Genomic DNA, 17,441 nt, shown 5'->3' on the forward strand with positions numbered 1-17,441 from the left:
GGCATGACCATGAAGCTCGCAGTCGTCAACACGTTGACCCGGTTCGGCGCGGACGCGGCGGCGGTGAACGTCGCCGCTGCCGCCGACTACGTCGCGCAGGCCGCCGCGCAGGGTGCCGACCTCGTCTGCCTGCCGGAGACCTTCCCCGGTCAGTGGCGTGCGCCGATCACCTGGACGCCCGTACGGGAGCTCGCGGACATCGCGCGGTCGAACGGCGTACACCTGGTCGGCGGTTTCGCGGAACCGTTGGATGCTGCCGGCGACCGTTGCTACAACAGCCTTGCGCTGTTCGGGCCGGACGGCCGTGAGATCGGTAGGTACCGCCGTACGGTTCCCCGGCATGCGCCGTGGATCTACCGCGGCGGTGAGTACTGGGACTTCGACTGGGTGCCGGCCGACCAGCTGCCGGTGTTCGACACCGACGTCGGCCGCATCGGCCTGCTCATGTGCAGTGAGGTCTACGCGCCCGAGCAGCCCCGCATCCTCGCGTTGAAGGGCGCGGACGTCGTCCTGCTGCCGGCCGGGCTGATCGCACCGGAACGGTTGCCCGCCGGGTATGGCGGCGCGCTGTACCAGACCTGGCGCACGCTCGCCTGGGCGCGCGCGATCGAGAACCTCGTGCACACCGCGCTGTGCTCGAACATTCCGGCCGAGGGGTACAAGGGCTTCAGCATGATCTGCAGCCCCGAGGACATCCTCCTCGAGGAGCACTCCCCCGGCGTGCACACGGCCGACCTGGACCTCGAACGGGTGCGGTGGCTGCGCAAGGAGCACGACAGGAACATCGTAGGCGAGTCCCCGTGGCGCACGAAACCGGGAGCCCTGCGCGACTGGCGTCGCCACGAGGTGTTCGCCGCCAACCCGATCCTCACCGAGGGCTGACGCCATGAGCGCGCGGGTCTCGGTTGCGGAGTCGGTGCGGCGGTATTCGTCGCCAGTTTCGCGTAACCACTGGCGATGCAATGTGCACGATGCAGTAGCTGCTTGAAGGAGGCGTCGGTGATGCCGGGCGAAGTGACAGCGCAGGCAACCGCGAACCGCAGCGACAACAACGGCGGCAACGGAAAGAACGGCAACGGCGACGCGCCGACGGTGCGGACGCCGGAGGCCGAGCGTGGCCTGATGGCCTGGTACCGCCGGCGCTCGGTGCTCGTGCACACGGTGCTGACCGTGCTGCTCGGGCTGGGCATCTGGCAGATCGCCGCCGCGAATACCAGCGCGCTCGTGATGGTGCCGCTCGGCGACATCGCCGGGGCGCTGGTGGACACCATCAAATCGGGGCAGCTCTGGCGGGACTTCTTCGCGAGCTTCCAGGGCTTCACCGTGGGTCTGCTGATCGCCTCGGCTGCGGGAATCGTCATCGGTGTCTTCATGGCGACGTCGAAGATCGTGTTCGACTTCCTCGACCCGTGGATCTCGGCGCTGTACTCGACGCCGCTGATCGCCCTGGCACCGCTGTTCATCGTGGTGTTCGGCATCGGCCTGTCGGCGAAGGTCGCCGTGGTGATCACGCTGGCGATCTTCCCGGTGATCATCAACACGGCGTCCGGTATCAGGACGACGGACTACAACCTGATCGAGTGCGCGTACTCATTCGGTGCGAGCCGGCGGCAGATCTTCACCCAGGTGCTGATCCCGTCCGCGGTGCCGTTCATCGTGACCGGACTGCGGCTGGCCGTGGGTCGGGGGCTCATCGCCGTGGTCGTCGCGGAGTTCTTCGGCGCCCGCGCGGGTCTCGGGCACATGGTCTTCATCGCCTCACAGAACTTCTCCACCGCAGAGGTCTGGCTGGGCGTGTTCATCCTCGCCCTCATCGGGATGACGCTCATCCGGCTGATGTACCGCTTGGAAAGGTGGCTCGCCCCATGGCGCGACTTCAAGATGCCGTGACCACAGTGGAGAACGAGGCCATGACACCAAGACTCGAGGCACGTTCGGTGTCGAAGGTCTTCACCAAGAAGGACGTCGCACTCGAGGCACTACGCGACATCAGCTTCACCGTCGCACCCGGCGAGTTCGTCGCGCTCCTAGGTGCCAGCGGCTGCGGCAAGACCACCCTGCTACGTACAGTCGACGGCCTGGAGGCCGTGACCTCAGGGCAGCTGCTGGTGAACGGCGCCGAGGAGACCGAGCCGGGACCCGACCGAGGGGTGGTGTTCCAGCAGGACAGCCTGTTCCCCTGGCGCACCGTACGGCGGAACGTCCAGATGGGACTGGAGTTCCAGGGCACGCCGAAGCGGAAAGCCAAGGAACAGGCGATGAAGTACATCGAGCTTGTCGGCCTGGCGGGCTTCGAGGAGCACTATCCGCACGAGCTGTCCGGCGGGATGCGGCAACGGGTGAACCTCGCGCGGGCGTTCTGCATCCAGCCGCAGCTGCTGTTGATGGACGAACCGTTCGCAGCTCTCGACGCGCAGACGCGCGAGATCATGCAGACCGAGTTGCTGCGTATATGGCGCGAGACGGCCGGCGGCACGGTGCTCTTCGTCACGCACCAGATCGACGAAGCGATCTTCCTCGCCGACCGGATCATCGTGCTGACCGCGCGACCGGGACGGATCAAGGAATTCGTGGACGTTCCCTTCGAGCGCCCGCGGGAGCTCGCCGTCAAGCGGCGACCGGATTTCGTCGCGATCCTCGACCACATCTGGACGATGATCGAGGAGGAGGTCCTGGTCGGCATGGGGATGAAGCCAACGAAGGAACGGGGCAGCTGACAGCTGGCGGGAACCGAGAAAAGAGGCCAGATTCATGAACAAGTCCCACCCGTTGCGAAAGGTACTCGCGGCCTGCGCGGCAGTACTCCTCCTGACGACCTCGTGCGGTGGCGGCGGATCGGAAGAGGACGGGGTGCAGGAACTCGACTTCGGCATCACCAGCTTCAACGCGCTGCACCTGCCGCTGCTCATGGCCCGCGAGGAGAACCTGATGCGGAAGTACGGCATCGACCTGAAGTTCACCGTCTTCCAGGACACCGGCAAGATCATTCCGGCACTGTTGTCCGGTTCTCTGGACATCGCGACAGCTACGCCACAGCAGGCGTTCAGTGCGCAAGACAAGGAACCAGACCTCAAGATGATCGGCGCGGAAGTCGCGAAGAACCCGTACAGCATGTACGCCTCGTCGGGAATCGACTCGTTGGCGGACATCAAGGGGAAGACGATAGGGGTAGCCGCGGTCAGAGGTAGTGCCGACTACTTCACGGCCAAACTGCTGCTGAAAGCCGAAGGGCTGAAGGAGAAGCGCGACTACAACTTCATCAATGCCGGGCCGCCACCACAACGTGCCTCCGCACTTCTCGAAGGGCAAGTCGACGCCGTAATGAGCTTCCCGCCCGACTCGGAGAAGCTCGCCGACGAGGGTGTGAAGTCGATCGCCACGGCGAGCGAGGTAAAGACCGTCGGTGACGAGATGCTGGCGACCATCATGGCCAAGGAAAGCTGGTACAGCGACGAGGACAACCACGAGTTCGCGGTGAAGTTTCTCCGTGGCTATCGGGCGGCTGTCGACTGGACCTACGACGCGGCGAACAAGGGCACCGCCATCTCCATCATCCAGAAGGAGATGAAGGTGTCGAAGAAGCACGCCACCATCACGTACGAGACGTTCGTGGAGGAGCTACAGGCCTATCCCAAGGACGTGCTCATCGGCAAGACGATCCTGGAGAACACGGCGGAGAACGCCAAGCTCGCCGGTGCGCAGGATCCGCCGACGTCCGACAGTCTCCCGGACCGTTACGACAACTCGCTGGTCAAGGAGGCGGCGAAGAAGTAGCGAGGCATCGGCATGCGGGCAGTGCGTGTTGTGCGGCCACATGAGATCGAGGTGGCCGAGGTGTGTGATCCGGAACCGGCCGGCGCCGCCCTGGTGGCCGTGGAACGGGCAGGCATCTGCGGCTCCGACGTGAAGATCGCGAACGGGATCACCCCGGTGGAGTACCCGCGCGTCCTCGGGCACGAGGTCGTCGGCAGGGTAGCCAGGTCGGGGCCTGCGGGTCGGTTCGCCGCGGGTACCAGGGTGCTGGTCGACCCGTTCCGTGCCTGTGCGCGTTGCCCGCAATGCCTTGCCGACAAGGCGAACCTCTGCCCCCGCGGTGAGTTGCTCGGCCGCGAGGTCGACGGTGGTTTCGCAGAGTACGTCGCGGCGGACGAGGCACGGCTGCTCGCCGTACCCGACGAGATCGCCACCGACGACGCCGGCTGCGCACAGGTGCTGGGCGTGTGTGTGCACGCGCAGCGGCTGATCGGCGTGTTCCCCGGCCAGACGGGTGTCGTGGTGGGTCTCGGTGCCGGCGGCCTGCTCCACCTGCAACTGCTGCGGGCACGCGGGGTGCGCGAGGTCGTCGCCGTCACCCGGTCGGCGGCGAAGCGCGCACTCGCGGCGGAGCTTGGCGCCACCGTGGTGTGCCACCCCGACGATGCCGCCGCGCACGTCGCGAAGGTCACCGACGGTGCGGGCGCGGACATCGTGGTCGAAGCCGTCGGCGTCGGGTCGACGTTCCGGCAAGCGGTCGAGCTCGCCGGTCCGGCGGGCACCGTGCTCCTGCACGGCGTCATGAGGACCGGGCCGGAGAGCTTCGACTTCCTGCCCGTCTACCAGAAGGAGCTGACGCTGGTCGGTTGCCGTGCGGCGCTGCCCGGCGACTACGCGACGGCGCTGCGGCTGCTCGCAACCGGGTCGGTGCTCGTGGCGCCGATGCGGTCGGCCAGCTACGGCCTGGAGCGCGGCGTGGCGGCGTTCGACGACCTGCAGCGCAACAGCGACCTGGTCAAGGTGCTGCTCGAGATCGGTTGACGTGGAGGTGGGGCGACAGATGGCGGTGGACCTGCGCAGTGAGCTCGCGTTCACGTACTTCCCCGACGACTACCGCTGGTCGCACGGGCTGCTCATCGCGTTGAACGCGGCGCCGTGGGGCGGCGCGGAGATCGGTGAGGTGCACCGCGTCGGGATGCGGCTGCGCGACCGGGTCGGCGACGACGAGGAGTGGTTCCGCGCCTGGTCGGAGATGGCGTCGTCGGTCGCCGAGCGTGGCCACGAGCTGCTCGCCGGCGGTCGTCGACGTAGCGCGGCGAGCTACCTGCTGCGCGCCGCCAACTACTTCCACGTCGGTGAGCGGTTCCGCCAACCGAAGACGGCAACGAGCGACGCCGCGTACCGGCAGGGCGTCGAGTGCTTCAGGGACGCGGCTGCGTTCCTCGACCGGCCGGCGATCGAGCCGGTGGAGATCCCGTACGAGGGCACGACGCTGCCGGCGCTGCTCGTGCACGCCGAGCGGCGCGGCGCGACGCCGGCACCGGGCATGGTCTACTTCGACGGCTTCGACATCACCAAGGAGATCCAGTACTTCAAGGGCGCCGCGGAACTAGCGGCCCGCGGCATCAGCTGCTTGATCGTCGACGGGCCCGGCAACGGTGAAGCCATCAGGTTCCGTGGCCTGCCACTGCACCACGAGACCGAGCGGTACGCCACAGCCGCGTACGAGTGGCTGGCTGCGCGACCGGAGGTCGACGAGGCGCGCATCGGCGTGATGGGCATCAGCCTCGGCGGCTACTACGCGCCGCGGGCCGCCGCGTTCGAGCAGCGCTTCGCGTGCTGCGTCGCCTGGGGTGCGCAGTGGGACTACCACGCGAGATGGAGCGAGCGGCTCGCGCAACTCGACGGCGGCGACACACCGTCGCTCTCCGTGCCTTGGCAGCACCTGCTCTGGGTGCTCGGGGTGAACAGCCGCGAGGATGCGCTGGACGCGTTGGCGGGTTTCCGGCTCGACGGTGTGGTGCAGCGCATCCGGTGTCCGTTCCTGTTGCTCCACGGCGAAGGCGACGAGCAGATCCCGCTGCCCGACGCGCAGCGCTGCTACGACGCCGTCGGGTCCGCGCACAAGACGTTGCGCGTGTTCACGCGCGACGAGGGCGGCTACCACCACTGCCAGATCGACAACGTCAGCATCGCGGTCGCCGAGCTGGGCGACTGGCTCGACGACGTACTCCGTCCAGGTTGACCACCGCACGTTGGGAGAACTCCGATGGACCAAGCCAGCACCACCGTGGCCGACGGCATGCGCATCGAGTGGGACGCGCCGATCACCATGGACGACGGCACCGTACTTCGCGCCGACGTGTTCCGTCCCGTCGACGACGGTGAGTATCCCGTGGTGCTCTCGATGGGGCCGTATGCCAAGGGGTTGGCGTTCCAGGAGGGGTTCAAGGGCAACTGGGACCGGATGGTCGGGGCCCACCCGGAGGTGGCCGAGGGCACCACGAACAAGTACCAGAACTGGGAGCTCGTCGACCCGGAGAAGTGGGTGCCGGACGGCTACGCGTGCGTGCGGGTCGACTCCCGCGGCGCCGGCAGGTCGCCCGGTTACCTCGACGTCTGGTCCACCAGGGAGAGCAGCGACTTCTACCACTGCATCGAGTGGGCGGCGGCGCAACCGTGGAGCAACGGCAACGTCGGGCTGCTCGGCATCTCGTACTACGCGATGAACCAGTGGTACGTCGCGTCGCTGCAGCCGCCGCACCTCACGGCGATCTGCGTGTGGGAAGGAGCGGCCGACTACTACCGCGACCTGTGCCGGCACGGGGGCATCCTCTGCGAGTTCCTCGACGCTTGGTTCCACCGCCAGGTGGTGCGCGTGCAGCACGGCAAGGGCGAGCGCGCGCAGCGCAACCCGGTGACCGGGGAGCTGGTCGCCGGCCCGGCGACCATGACGGAGGAGGCGCTGGTCAGCAACCGCGCCGAGCCCGGCCACGACGTGCTGACCCGGCCGCTCGACGGCGAGTACTACCGCGAACGGTCACCGCACTACGAGCGGATCACCGTGCCGCTGCTCTCGGCCGGCAACTGGGGCGGCCAGGGGCTGCACCCGCGCGGGAACATCGAGGGCTACCTGGCGGCGGCGTCCGAGCGGAAGTGGCTGGAGATGCACGGCGACACGCACTTCTCGCCGTTCTACACCGACCGCGGTGTCGCCCTGCAGAAGCGGTTCTTCGGCCACTTCCTCAAGGGCGAGGACACCGGCTGGCAGCAGCAGCCGCCGGTGGAGCTGCAGGTGCGCCATCCCGGGGAGAAGTTCGTGACCAGGGCGGAGCAGGAGTGGCCGCTTGCACGAACCCGCTGGACGAAGTACTACCTGCAGCCGGCCGAGCGCGGGCTGGCGACCGACCCGGCGGTCGAGGAGACCACGGTCAGCTATTCGGCGACGGATGCCGGCGTCACCTTCAGCACGCCACCGCTGGCCGAGGACACGGAGATCACCGGACCCGTCGCGGCGAGGCTGTACCTGTCGTCGGACACCACGAACGCCGATGTGTTCCTCGTCCTGCAGGTGTTCGACCAGGCGAGCAACGAGGTGGTGTTCAACGGGTCCAACGACCCGCGCACACCGGTCGGCCTTGGCTGGCTGCGGGCCTCGCACCGCAAGCTCGACCCGCAGCGGAGCCTGCCTTACCGGCCGTACCACTCGCACGACGAGGCGTGGCCGCTCACGCCGGGCGAGCCGGTGGAGCTCGACGTCGAGATCTGGCCGACCTGCGTGGTGGTACCCGCCGGCTGCCGCGTCGCGCTGCTGGTGCGGGGCCAGGACTACGAGAACGAGGGAACCGTCGTGCCCAACGCCATGTACCCGCTGAAGGGCGTCGGGCCGTTCACGCACACCGACGAGCGCGACCGGCCAGCGGAGATCTTCGGCGGCACCAACACGCTGCACTTCGGCGCGGAGATGCGGCCGTACCTGATGTTGCCGGTGATCCCGGACGCAGCCGGCTAGGTGGCGCAGACATCGTCTCGCTATGGGAGCTACCGACCGGCCTGCTCTTGCGGGCGTCGCTGGAAGGATTCAGACTAGAACGAGACAGTGTTGCGATTTTACTCGTGAGGTGTGATGGCGGACGCCGCGATGGACGGATGGGCACGGACGGTGGGTACCAGCCGCACCATCCGGGTCAGCGCGCACGACATCGCCAGGTTCGCCGTCGCGATCGGGGCGCGCGACGAGGCGCACTTCGACCCCGCGGTCGCCAGGTCGCGTGGGTATCCCGACGTCGTCGCGCCCGAGCTGTTCTACGTCGCGCTACGCACGGGGGTGTTCAACCTGGTGCCGCAGGAGGAGCTGCACGAGGAGGGCACGCCGCGCGCCGACCTGCCGCCGATCGCGTTCGACCAGGCGATGGCCGGCGAGACGGCCGCCGACCTGCACCGGCGGTTCGTGGCCGGCGACGTGGTCGTCTGCACCAGGTCGGTGGTGTCCACGGTCCGCAAGGAGGGCCGCAGTGGGCAGCTCACCTTCGTCTCGTTCCAGTACCGCTACGCCGACCTGGACGACGCGCCGTACGTCGTCGAGCACTTCACCCGCATCTTCCGCTGAGAGGCAGTCCGATGGAAGCGACCGACGTGCTGACCGACGGCCGGGTCCCTTCGGTGCGGCGCACGTACCGCACCACGGAGCTGTTCCTCTTCAGCGCGGCGACCTGGAACCCGCACCGCGTGCACTACGACCAGAGCTACACCCGCTCCGTCGAGGGGCACGACGGGCTGCTGGTGCAGGGGCCGCTGCAGGCGGTGCATCTGTTCGAGGCGCTCGCCGGGGCACTGACGGAACGCGCGGAGCTGGTGTCGGTGCGGTACCGGCACGTCGCGGCGCTGCCGGTCGACCAGCCGGTGGTCATCGACGGGCAGCTCGCCGAGCTGGACGAGGAGGCGGGCACCGCCACGGTCGAGATGTGGATGGCGCACGGCTCCTCCGGTCAGCGGACGACGACCGGCACGGCGGTGGTGCGGGTACCACGAGACGAGGTGAGCTGAATGGAAGCCGTCCGCTCGATGTTGTTCACGCCGGGCAACCGTCCCGACCTGGTGGCGAAGGCGATGCGCTCGGGCACCGACGCCGTCATCGTGGACCTGGAGGACGCGGCGCCGGTCGCGTCGAAGCAGCAGGCACGGGACGCTCTCGCCGAGCTGGACATCGGCGAGGTGCCGGTGTTCGTGCGCGTGAACGGCGGCGACACCGACTTCCTCTGGCCGGACGTCGCCGCCGCCGGGCGGGCCGACATCGCCGGCATCGTGCTGCCGAAGGCCGACGACCCGGAGCTGTTGCGGCGCATGGACGGCGCGCTCACCGTGCTCGAGCTGGAGTGCGGTCGCGAGGTGGGCTCCACGGCACTGCTGCCGCTGCTCGAGAGCGGCCTGGGCATCGTGCGGATCAACGAGCTGCTCACCAGCTCGCCGCGGGTCGAGTCGGTGCTGTTCGGCTCGGGTGAAGAGGGCGACCTGGTGGTCGACCTCGGATGCGAGTGGACGCCGGAGGGCACCGGGCTGCTCACCGCACGCTCGCTGGTGCTGCTCGCCGCCAGGGCGGCCGGCATCGAGCAGCCGCTTGACGCCGTGTTCATGGACTACCGCAACCTCGACGCGCTGCGTACGGAGTGCGAGCTGGCCAAGCGGGTCGGCTACGTCGGCAAGGTGGCCATTCACCCGGCGCAGGTGCCGGTCATCCACGACGTGTTCACGCCGACCGACGAGGAGGTGGTGTACCAGCGCGACCTGCTGGAGAAGTTCGAGGCGGCGCTGGCCGAAGGGTCCGCGTCGATCGGGGTGAACGGGCGGATGGTCGACTACGCCGTCGCCAGGCGGGCCAGGCAGATCCTCGCTCGCGCAGCCGCGGCGCGACGGTGACGGGGAGGTGTGAGATGAGCAGGAGCCGGCAGATCACCGAAGGGGTAGGTGTCGCGGTCATCGGCTGCGGCACCATCGGGCGATTGCGCGCGCAGATCGCGCACCGGCACCCGAGCGTCGGTTACCTCGCCGTCTGCGACGTGGACGAGGCGAAGGCCAAGCCACTCGCCGACGACTGCGCCGCCGACGCCTGGAGCACGGACGCGTCGCGGTTGGTCGAACACGACGCGATCGACCTCGTCATCGTCGCGACCACGGAGGACGCGCACTTCCTGCCGGCGAGCGCCGCGATCGAGGCTGGCCACCAGGTGCTGGTGGAGAAGCCGCTGACCATCCGCCCGGAGGAAGGCGACAAGCTCATCCACGCCGCGCACGATCGCGGGGTGGCGCTCTACACCGGTTTCACGCAACGGTTCAGGCGCCGCTACCTGGCCATGAAGGAGCACGTCGACGCCGGCTACCTGGGCGAGCTGACCAGCGTGAAGTCGACCATCTACCTCACCCGGGCCGTGGCGAAGGCGGTGATCTCGCGGGCCGGCAGCACGACACCGGCGATCAACACGCTCACCTACTGCATCGACCTGCTGCTGTGGTGTATGCCCGACCGCAGCGCCGGCACCGTGTATGCGCAAGGCGGCCGTGGCCGGATCCACGACAGGTACGACACCCCGGACTCCACCTGGAGTGTGCTCAGCTTCGACGACGGGCCGGTGGTCAACCTCGGCGTCAGCTGGGAGCTGCCGGAGTACTGGCCGGCGTACGTCGCCAGCATGGAGTTCGAGCTGTTCGGCCGCGACGGTGTGCTGTCCATCAAGGACGACCACCGCGACGTGCTGCTCGCGTCCGACCGGGCTGTGCCTTCGCCGTACACACCTGACGTCAGTATGCCGGTGGCCATGCTCGGGTCCGCGATGCCGGGTGACTGGGCGCTCGGTGAGTACTTCGGGGCCATGAAGGACGAGACGCACGCCCTCATCGAAAGCACCGGCACCGGCCGGGTCGACCCGATCCTCGCGACCGGGCAGCAGGGCCAGGAGGTGCTGCTGGTCTCGCGGGCGATCGACGAGTCCGTACGTACCGGCGAGCTGGTGCCGCTGCGTTGGTCGGCGTAGCGCCATGGCCACGACGACGAACGGAATGCTCGACGGCATCACCGTGCTCGAGCTCGGCCAGGTCATCGCCGGCACGTACGGCGGCGTGATCCTCGCCGACCTCGGCGCCGAGGTGATAAAGATCGAGCCGCTGACCGGCGACGCGAACCGCAACCCGGGGATCGCGCCGCTGCACGGGGAGAGCGCGATCCACCTGTTCATGAACAGGAACAAGAAGAGTGTGGCGCTCGATCTGAAGAGCCCGGAGGGACGGGAGCTCTTCTACCGCCTCGTCGACCAGGCGGACGCGGTGATCGACAACTTCCGGCCCGGCGTGATGGCCAGGCTCGGCATCGACCACGCCTCCCTGCAAGCGCGGAACCCGGACCTCGTCACGGCGTCGGTCACCGGCTTCGGCGAGTACGGGCCGGCCAGGGACCGACCCGCGTTCGACCTGGTGATCCAGGCGTTCGCCGGACACCTGCACGTCACCGGCGAGCCTGGCGGTCCGCCGTCGCGGGCGGGGATACCGCTCGCGGACATCGCCGGCGGCCTGTTCGCGTGCATCTCCGTGCTCGGCGCGCTGTGCGGGCGGCAGCTGCACAGCAGGGGCGAGCACGCCGACGTCGGCATGCTCGACTCGCTGGTGTCGATGCTGTCGTACGACGCGCTCGACCACCTGAACAGCGGCCGGTCGGTCCACCGGCAGGGCACGGCACACGCGCACATGGTGCCGTGGCAGGCGTTCTCGGTACGCGACGGCTACATCGTCATCGCCGCGCGCGAGGACAAGTTCTGGCAGCGGCTGTGCGACGCCATCGACCGTCCGGACCTCAAGGACGACGAGCGCACGGCGGTGAACAGCGCGCGTGTCGCCAACCGGGAGTTCGTCACCGACGTGCTGGACAAGACGTTCGCCACCCGCACGAAGGACGAGTGGATGCGGCTGCTCGACGCGTACGACATCCCGGCGGCGCCGGTGAACGACTTCGACGGGGTGTTCAACGACCCGCAGGTCGTCAGCCGCGGCCTTGTACGGACCTACGAGCACGCGACGCTCGGCCCGTTGCGCTACCCGGCGAGCCCGATGCAGTACCAGGATTGGCAGTTCCCCAACGCGCCCGCGCCCGTGCTCGGCCAGCACACCGCAGAGGTCCTGCGCGACCGGCTGGGTCTGGACGCGCCTGCGGTGGCGGACCTCGTGGCGCGCGGCGTCGTGACGGCCTGGGAGCCGCCGGGGACGGAAGGAGGGCAACCGTGACGGCGGCAACGCACGCGGCCCGGCTGCGCGAGCTGATCGCTGCGCCGGAGACACTCGTCGCACCCGGCGCACAGGACGCGTTGAGTGCCCTGCTGGTAGAGCGCGCGGGTTTCGACGCGGTGTTCGTCGGTGACTACAACGCATCCGCGGTGCTGCTCGGCCGTCCCGACTACGGCCTGGTGACCACACCGGAGATGGTGCGGCTCGTCGACATCATCACCGCGACCGTCGGCACACCGCTGATCGCGGACGCCGGGTGCGGGTTCGGCAACGCGCTCAACGTGACGCGTGCCGTCGAGATGTACGAACGGGCAGGCGCCGCCGCCATCACCATCGAGGACCAGGTGTTCCCGAAGCGCTGCGGGCACATGGAGGACAAGCAGGTCGTGCCCGTCGAGGAGATGGCGAAGAAGATCGAGGCCGCCGTGCGGGCCCGCCGCGACCCGGACTTCGTCGTCGTCGCGCGTACCGACTCCATCTACACCGGCGGCATGGCCGAGGCGGTCGCGCGCGGCAAGGTGTTCGCGGAGGCGGGCGCCGACGTCTTCTGGGCGGACGCGGTGCCGACGCTCGACGACCTCGCCAGGCTGGTGCGGGAGGTGCCGTTGCCCGTACAGGTCGCGATGATCGAGGGCGGCAAGACACCGCACAGCACCACCGCGCAGCTGCAGGAGATCGGGGTGGCCATCGAGCTGTGCGGGCTGACCACGCTGTACGCGGCGGCGGGCGGCATGGCGGCCGCACTCTCGGCATTGCGCAGGGACGGCATCACCCGGGCAACGCTCGACCAGATGATCACGTTCGACGAGTTCAACCGGCTGGTCGGCCTGCCGGAGATGCAGCGCCTGGAACGCGAGCTCGGATGACAGTGCTTCCCGCGGACCGCCGCCGCTGTGCTCCTCGCTCAGGCGCGGTGAGCGCGTGCGTCCAGGTGTCCGTTCTCGCTGCGATGCGCGCTTTGGCGGCCGGCTCATGACAGTGCTTCCCGCCGACCGCCGCCGTGCGTCTGGGAGCGCGGGCGCGTGGCGTGCCCTGCTGTCGCCGCGCAGGGTCGCGATCGTCGGGTTGTCCAGCGCTGAGGAGAAGCACGGCGCGCGGGTGCTGCGGCACCTGCGTGCGTCCGGGTTCCGCGGTGACGTCTCGGGCGTCAACCCGCGGGGCGTCGCCGTCGACGGGGTGCCGGTGGTGCCGACGCTCGCCGCGCTGCCCGGTGTGCCCGACGTCCTGGTGTGTGCGATCCCCGCGGCCGGGGTGTGCCAGGTGGTCGCGGACGCCGGTGCACTCGGTGTGCCTGCGGTCATCGTGTTCAGCGGCGGGTTCGCCGAAGCCGGTGCGGCCGGGCGCCAGGCCCAGGACGAGCTCGCCCGGGTCGCGCGGGCGAGCGGGGTGCGCGTGCTCGGGCCGAACTCCGGCGGTGTCGTGCACCCGGAGGGCCGGTGCGCGCTGAGCTTTCTCACCTGCCTCGACCGGCCGCCGCACGAGGTGCGGACCGGCCCGGTCGGCGTGGTGACGCAGAGCGGCGGCACCGGGAGCTACCTGCACAACCTGGCGGCCGAGCGCGGCAGCGGGTTGGCGGCGTCGATCTCCACCGGCAACGAGGCCGATCTCACCGTGGCCGACGGCATCGTCGCGCTCGCCGATCAACCCGCGGTGCGGGTCGTCGCCGTCGTGCTCGAGACCGTACGCGAGGGGCGCGCGTTCGTGGACGCCGTCAGGTACGCGCACGCAGGCGGCAAGCCGGTCGTCGCCTGCCGGCTGGGTACGAGCGAGACCGGCCAGCGTCTCGCGCGCGGGCACACGGGTGCGCTCGCGTCCGCGTCGCGGGTGGTCGACGGGGTGTGCGACGCGCTGGGGATCGTCCGTACGAGCACCCCGGGTGAGCTGCTCGACGTCGCCGAGCTGATGGCGTACAGCCGGGTACCCACCGGCGACCGGGTGGGTGTGGTCACCCACTCCGGCGGTACGGCGATCCTGCTCGCCGACCTGCTCACCGGCGAGGGGCTACGGCTGCTGCCACCGCCACAGGAGCTCGCCATCGACGTGGCCGCGTTCGTCGAACACGGCAGCCCGACCAACCCGCTCGATCTCGGCGCCATCGTCGGCGGGCCGCACCGGTTCGCCGAGGTGGTGCGCGGGTTCGCCGGCAGCGGTGCGTACGACGTGGTGCTCGCGGTGAGCACGCCGCATCCCCCGGCGCACTCGGTGGCCCGCGCCGAGCAGCTGATCCGGCTGCGCAACGGTGCCGGTCCGCCGGTCCTGCAGCTGTGGCTGGCCGGCGATCTCGGCGCGCCGGCACTGCGGCTGTTGCGCCAGCACGCGATGCCCGTGACGGAGGAGCCGCGGGCGGCGGCCCGCGCGCTCGCCGGGCTGCTCAGGTTCGCCGCGGCCGGCCGCGAGACCGAGCCGGTCCCCGACCCGCCAGGCGCACCCATCGACGGCGGGTCGCTCACCGAGCACCGGGTCAAGGACCTGCTGCGGGAGTGGCAGCTGCCCGTCGTGACAGGAGCGCTGGCGCTGGACGCGGACGAGGCGCGTACCGTCGCGGCGGGGATCGGGCTCCCCGTGGTGGTGAAGGTCAGCTCGCCGGACGTCCTGCACAAGGCCGACGCCGGCGGCGTGCGCGTGGACCTGCGTACGGTCGACGAGGTCGGCCGCGCCCACGACGACGTACGCCGCGCGGTGCCAGGGGCGCGGGTCGACGGAGTGCTCGTCGAGCAGCACCGGCCCGGCCTCGAGGTGATCGTCGGCTGCCTGGTCGACGACGCCTTCGGCCCGGTGGTGATGGTCGGTCTCGGCGGGGTGGACGCGGAAGCCGTTGCGGACGTGGCGTTCGCGCCCGCGCCGCTGTCCGACGTCCGTGCCCACCGGTTGCTGCGCGGCTTCCCCGCCCTTGCGAACAGCCGCCGCGTACCGCCGCCGGACGTCGACGCGCTCGCGCGGCTGGTCGCCCTGCTGAGCCGGAAGTTCGTCGCGCACCCGGAGCTCGTCGAGCTCGAGGTGAACCCGTTGACGTGGTCGGAGCACGGCTGGCTGGTCGTCGACGCCCTCGCCCGCAAGAAGACGGAGTGATGACATGTCCGAGGTGATGACAGAACCCGTTGCCGAGCACGACATGCTGCGCCAGACGGTGCGCGACATGTTCGCGAAGCGGTACGACCGCGAGTACGTGCGGGAGTGCGACCGGGAGCATCGCGCGCCGACGGAGGCGTTCGCCGAGCTCGGCCGGCTCGGCTATCTCGGTGTGAACATCGACCCGGCGTACGGCGGCGGTGGTGGTGACACGAAGGCCGCGGCCGTGCTGCTCGAGGAGCTCGGCTACGGCTTCCTCGACCTCGCGTTCTGGGTGTTCCGGGCTATCGGTCACGGCGGTCACGCGATCCAGAGCCACGGCACGGACGAGCAGAAGCAGCGGTTCCTCCCCGCGATCGCGGACGGCCGGCTGTCGGTCTGCTTCGCGCTGACCGAACCGGACTCCGGGTCAGACGCGGCCGCGATCACCACGTCTGCCTCCGGCACCGACGCCGGCTATCGGGTCAACGGCGGCAAGATCTTCTGCTCCGGTTTCAAGGTGTCCGACTACGTCCTGACGGTCGCGAGGTCGAGCACCGGCGAGCGCAAGCACGAGGGCATCACGCTGCTACTGGTGCCGACGGACAGTGCCGGTTTGACCGCAAGGCCGCTCGACACCCTCGGCCACTGGCCGCTCGGCACCACCGTGCTGCACTTCGACGACGTGGAGGTGCCGGCGGAGAACCGGCTCGGCCCGCAGGACCGCGGCTGGCCGGTGCTGATGGACGTGCTGGAGTTCGAGCGGCTCTGCCTGTCGGCGGCACGTGCCGGCGCGGCCAGGGCGGCGCTCGACGACGCGCTGGCGTACGCGAAGCAGCGGCAACAGTTCGGCCAGCCGATCGGGAAGTACCAGGCGGTCAGTCACAAGCTGGCCGAGATGCAGCTGCTCGTGGACATCTCGCGGATGCTGGTGAACCGCTACGCGGGCCTGCTCGACACCGGCGACAACACCATCCGCGACGCCGCCGAGCTCAAGCTCTACGTCAGCGAGGCGTACAAGTCGGTGGCCGACATGGGACTGCAGATCCTCGGCGGGTACGGGTACACGATGGAGTACGACCTGCAACGCCACCTGCGCGACTCACGGCTGGGCACGATCGGCGCGGGCACGTCGGAGATCCAGCGCAACATCATCGCGAAGACGATGGGCCTGTAACGCCGCCATGTGGCTGACGGTGCTGCGGCGGCCCGGCAGCGCGTTCGCCCGCCGGCCGTTGTTGCTCGCCACCGTGACGGCGGTCGCGTCGATCTCGCCGCTGTTCCTCGTCGGCGCGCAGGCCGTGCAGATCGGGTCCGAGCTCGGGCTCAGCCCGGCGTCGCTCGGTCGTGCCGTCGCGTTGTTCTTCGGGCTCACCGCGCTGTCGTCGGCGACGCTCGGCCGGGCCGTGCAGCACTGGGGTGCGCGGCGGAGCCTGGTCGCGACGATGGTCGGCAGCACGATCGCGCTTGTCAGTGCCGCGCTGTCGCAGTCGGTCGTCCACCTCGCGCTTTCGATGGCCGTAGGCGGGCTGGCCAACGGCGCCGTGCACCCGTCCACCAACCTGCTGCTCGTGTCGAACGGTGACGCGCCGCTTGGCACGTCGCTGGGCGTCAAGCAGGCGGCGCCAACGGTGGCCAGCCTGTTCGCCGGGCTCGCGGTGCCGGTCGTGGCGCTGACCGTGGGCTGGCGGTGGTCGTTCGTGACCGCGGCGGTGGTGAGCCTGTTCCTCGTGTACGCGGTGCGCATGGCGCCGGCGCCGGCCGGGCACGAGACGGCGGGCTTGTCCGGGCGCCGCGCCACGAGCATCGACGGGCGGCTGCTGCTTGTCGTCGCCGTGGTCTCCGGGTGTGGCGGCGCGGCGGGCAACTCGCTCGGCACGTTCCTCGTCGACTACGGCGTGCGTGCGGTAGGCCTCGCGGAAGCGGCCGCCGGCCTGGCGTTTGCGCTGGCCAGCGTCGCCGGGTTCACCGGCAGGGTCGCCGCCGGCTGGCTGATGGACCACACGTCCCGGCCGGGACCGTTACCGCTGGCCGGCGGGCTGCTCCTCGCCGGCGCGGTTGGACACGTGCTGATCGGTACCGGCGCGCCGGCGGGGTACGTGGTCGGCTCGCTCGTCGCGTACGGGCTGGGTTGGGCGTGGCCGAGCCTGCTGCACTACGCGGTGGTCGTCGGCAGCCCTGGTGGTGCAGCACGCGCGACGGGAGTGCTGATGACCGGCTTCGCGACCGGCGCGTGCCTCGGGCCGCTGGTGCTCGGCCAGCTGGCACACGGTCTCGGCTACGCCGCTATCTGGTTGGTCGCGGCCGGGTCGAGCGCGCTCGCCGGCGCCGCGCTGTGTGTTGCACTGCGGCTGCGGAGGTCGCCGTGAACC

General features: G+C 69.9%; 16 protein-coding genes. All 16 read left to right on the forward strand.

Features of this window, described 5'->3' with window-relative positions:
* Positions 1 to 3 precede the first annotated feature (3 nt).
* The 16 genes from GEV07_03385 (at position 4) to GEV07_03460 (ending at position 17,438) form a co-directional block, all read left to right on the forward strand.
* A complete protein-coding gene (locus tag GEV07_03385; GenBank protein MQA01798.1) occupies positions 4 to 882 on the forward strand; it encodes a hypothetical protein in 879 nt (292 codons plus the stop codon).
* Between the two features lie 120 nt (positions 883 to 1,002).
* A complete protein-coding gene (locus GEV07_03390) occupies positions 1,003 to 1,890 on the forward strand; it encodes an ABC transporter permease subunit (protein ID MQA01799.1) in 888 nt (295 codons plus the stop codon).
* Positions 1,891 to 1,910: 20 nt separating this feature from the next.
* On the forward strand, positions 1,911 to 2,717 hold the full coding sequence (locus tag GEV07_03395) for an ATP-binding cassette domain-containing protein (GenBank protein MQA01800.1): 807 nt from the start codon (positions 1,911 to 1,913) through the stop codon (positions 2,715 to 2,717).
* Positions 2,718 to 2,751: 34 nt separating this feature from the next.
* Positions 2,752 to 3,774, forward strand: a complete 1,023-nt coding sequence (locus tag GEV07_03400) for a PhnD/SsuA/transferrin family substrate-binding protein (protein MQA01801.1) — start codon at positions 2,752 to 2,754, stop codon at positions 3,772 to 3,774.
* A gap of 12 nt (positions 3,775 to 3,786) precedes the next feature.
* Positions 3,787 to 4,794 carry an alcohol dehydrogenase catalytic domain-containing protein gene (locus tag GEV07_03405; protein MQA01802.1) on the forward strand — a complete coding sequence of 336 codons (1,008 nt, stop codon included), beginning with the start codon at positions 3,787 to 3,789 and terminating at the stop codon, positions 4,792 to 4,794.
* A 19-nt stretch (positions 4,795 to 4,813) separates the two neighbouring features.
* Positions 4,814 to 5,998 carry a prolyl oligopeptidase family serine peptidase gene (locus tag GEV07_03410; protein ID MQA01803.1) on the forward strand — a complete coding sequence of 395 codons (1,185 nt, stop codon included), beginning with the start codon at positions 4,814 to 4,816 and terminating at the stop codon, positions 5,996 to 5,998.
* 57 nt (positions 5,999 to 6,055) lie between these two features.
* Positions 6,056 to 7,765, forward strand: a complete 1,710-nt coding sequence (locus GEV07_03415) for a CocE/NonD family hydrolase (GenBank protein ID MQA01804.1) — start codon at positions 6,056 to 6,058, stop codon at positions 7,763 to 7,765.
* Positions 7,766 to 7,879: 114 nt separating this feature from the next.
* On the forward strand, positions 7,880 to 8,362 hold the full coding sequence (locus GEV07_03420; protein MQA01805.1) for a hypothetical protein: 483 nt from the start codon (positions 7,880 to 7,882) through the stop codon (positions 8,360 to 8,362).
* A gap of 11 nt (positions 8,363 to 8,373) precedes the next feature.
* Entirely contained in the window at positions 8,374 to 8,799 is a 426-nt protein-coding gene (locus GEV07_03425) for a hypothetical protein (protein MQA01806.1), read from the forward strand.
* On the forward strand, positions 8,800 to 9,669 hold the full coding sequence (locus GEV07_03430) for a CoA ester lyase (protein ID MQA01807.1): 870 nt from the start codon (positions 8,800 to 8,802) through the stop codon (positions 9,667 to 9,669).
* 14 nt (positions 9,670 to 9,683) lie between these two features.
* A complete protein-coding gene (locus GEV07_03435; GenBank protein ID MQA01808.1) occupies positions 9,684 to 10,781 on the forward strand; it encodes a hypothetical protein in 1,098 nt (365 codons plus the stop codon).
* Between the two features lie 4 nt (positions 10,782 to 10,785).
* Complete coding sequence (locus tag GEV07_03440; GenBank protein ID MQA01809.1) at positions 10,786 to 12,021, forward strand: CoA transferase; 1,236 nt, start codon at positions 10,786 to 10,788, stop codon at positions 12,019 to 12,021.
* The gene (locus tag GEV07_03445) at positions 12,018 to 12,887 is read left to right on the forward strand and encodes a carboxyvinyl-carboxyphosphonate phosphorylmutase (protein ID MQA01810.1); all 870 of its coding nucleotides are present in this window, start codon (positions 12,018 to 12,020) and stop codon (positions 12,885 to 12,887) included. Before GEV07_03440 ends, GEV07_03445 begins: the two co-directional genes overlap by 4 nt.
* 106 nt (positions 12,888 to 12,993) lie before the next feature.
* On the forward strand, positions 12,994 to 15,090 hold the full coding sequence (locus GEV07_03450) for a hypothetical protein (GenBank protein MQA01811.1): 2,097 nt from the start codon (positions 12,994 to 12,996) through the stop codon (positions 15,088 to 15,090).
* A 4-nt stretch (positions 15,091 to 15,094) separates the two neighbouring features.
* A complete protein-coding gene (locus GEV07_03455; protein ID MQA01812.1) occupies positions 15,095 to 16,246 on the forward strand; it encodes an acyl-CoA dehydrogenase in 1,152 nt (383 codons plus the stop codon).
* A gap of 7 nt (positions 16,247 to 16,253) precedes the next feature.
* Positions 16,254 to 17,438, forward strand: coding sequence for an MFS transporter (locus GEV07_03460; protein ID MQA01813.1), 1,185 nt, complete (start codon positions 16,254 to 16,256; stop codon positions 17,436 to 17,438).
* Positions 17,439 to 17,441 lie beyond the last annotated feature (3 nt).

The sequence above is a fragment of the Streptosporangiales bacterium genome (assembly GCA_009379825.1).
In the GTDB taxonomy this organism is placed as follows: domain Bacteria; phylum Actinomycetota; class Actinomycetes; order Streptosporangiales; family WHST01; genus WHST01.

What these genes read in the sequence shown, in the direction of transcription:
- GEV07_03385 (MQA01798.1), top strand. Translation starts at nt 4, where the DNA reads ATGACCATGAAGCTCGCAGTCGTCAACACGTTGACCCGGTTCGGCGCG.
- GEV07_03390 (MQA01799.1), top strand. Translation starts at nt 1,003, where the DNA reads ATGCCGGGCGAAGTGACAGCGCAGGCAACCGCGAACCGCAGCGACAAC.
- GEV07_03395 (MQA01800.1), top strand. Translation starts at nt 1,911, where the DNA reads ATGACACCAAGACTCGAGGCACGTTCGGTGTCGAAGGTCTTCACCAAG.
- GEV07_03400 (MQA01801.1), top strand. Translation starts at nt 2,752, where the DNA reads ATGAACAAGTCCCACCCGTTGCGAAAGGTACTCGCGGCCTGCGCGGCA.
- GEV07_03405 (MQA01802.1), top strand. Translation starts at nt 3,787, where the DNA reads ATGCGGGCAGTGCGTGTTGTGCGGCCACATGAGATCGAGGTGGCCGAG.
- GEV07_03410 (MQA01803.1), top strand. Translation starts at nt 4,814, where the DNA reads ATGGCGGTGGACCTGCGCAGTGAGCTCGCGTTCACGTACTTCCCCGAC.
- GEV07_03415 (MQA01804.1), top strand. Translation starts at nt 6,056, where the DNA reads ATGCGCATCGAGTGGGACGCGCCGATCACCATGGACGACGGCACCGTA.
- GEV07_03420 (MQA01805.1), top strand. Translation starts at nt 7,880, where the DNA reads ATGGCGGACGCCGCGATGGACGGATGGGCACGGACGGTGGGTACCAGC.
- GEV07_03425 (MQA01806.1), top strand. Translation starts at nt 8,374, where the DNA reads ATGGAAGCGACCGACGTGCTGACCGACGGCCGGGTCCCTTCGGTGCGG.
- GEV07_03430 (MQA01807.1), top strand. Translation starts at nt 8,800, where the DNA reads ATGGAAGCCGTCCGCTCGATGTTGTTCACGCCGGGCAACCGTCCCGAC.
- GEV07_03435 (MQA01808.1), top strand. Translation starts at nt 9,684, where the DNA reads ATGAGCAGGAGCCGGCAGATCACCGAAGGGGTAGGTGTCGCGGTCATC.
- GEV07_03440 (MQA01809.1), top strand. Translation starts at nt 10,786, where the DNA reads ATGGCCACGACGACGAACGGAATGCTCGACGGCATCACCGTGCTCGAG.
- GEV07_03450 (MQA01811.1), top strand. Translation starts at nt 12,994, where the DNA reads ATGACAGTGCTTCCCGCCGACCGCCGCCGTGCGTCTGGGAGCGCGGGC.
- GEV07_03455 (MQA01812.1), top strand. Translation starts at nt 15,095, where the DNA reads ATGTCCGAGGTGATGACAGAACCCGTTGCCGAGCACGACATGCTGCGC.
- GEV07_03460 (MQA01813.1), top strand. Translation starts at nt 16,254, where the DNA reads ATGTGGCTGACGGTGCTGCGGCGGCCCGGCAGCGCGTTCGCCCGCCGG.